Below are 242 nucleotides of genomic sequence, written 5' to 3' on the forward strand. Positions count from 1 at the left end.
TAGAATGGTTAACGAGACCATGACGACCATACAGATAAATGGGACAAATACCGGTTTGATGACCTAATGCATTCGTTTGTTTAAAATTCTCTCCTGATAAGAAAGAATCCATACTAAGAACAGCGGCGGCAATACCGATGAGGTATAGACCGTTTCAGATAATGCAATGCCTAAAAAGGCAACGCCTTCACCTGATGCCACGCGCCCACCAATCTCTGTCCAAGCTGGACTGACAAGCGCTG

General features: G+C 45.0%; 1 pseudogene. It reads right to left on the reverse strand.

Going from position 1 to position 242, the window contains the following annotated elements:
• Positions 1-242 (reverse strand): annotated as a pseudogene (locus R0K30_RS23280) (PTS beta-glucoside transporter subunit EIIBCA); the annotation flags it as partial.

This window comes from Bacillus sp. SIMBA_154, assembly GCF_046536015.1.
Classification (GTDB): Bacteria; Bacillota; Bacilli; order Bacillales; family Bacillaceae; genus Bacillus; species Bacillus pumilus_P.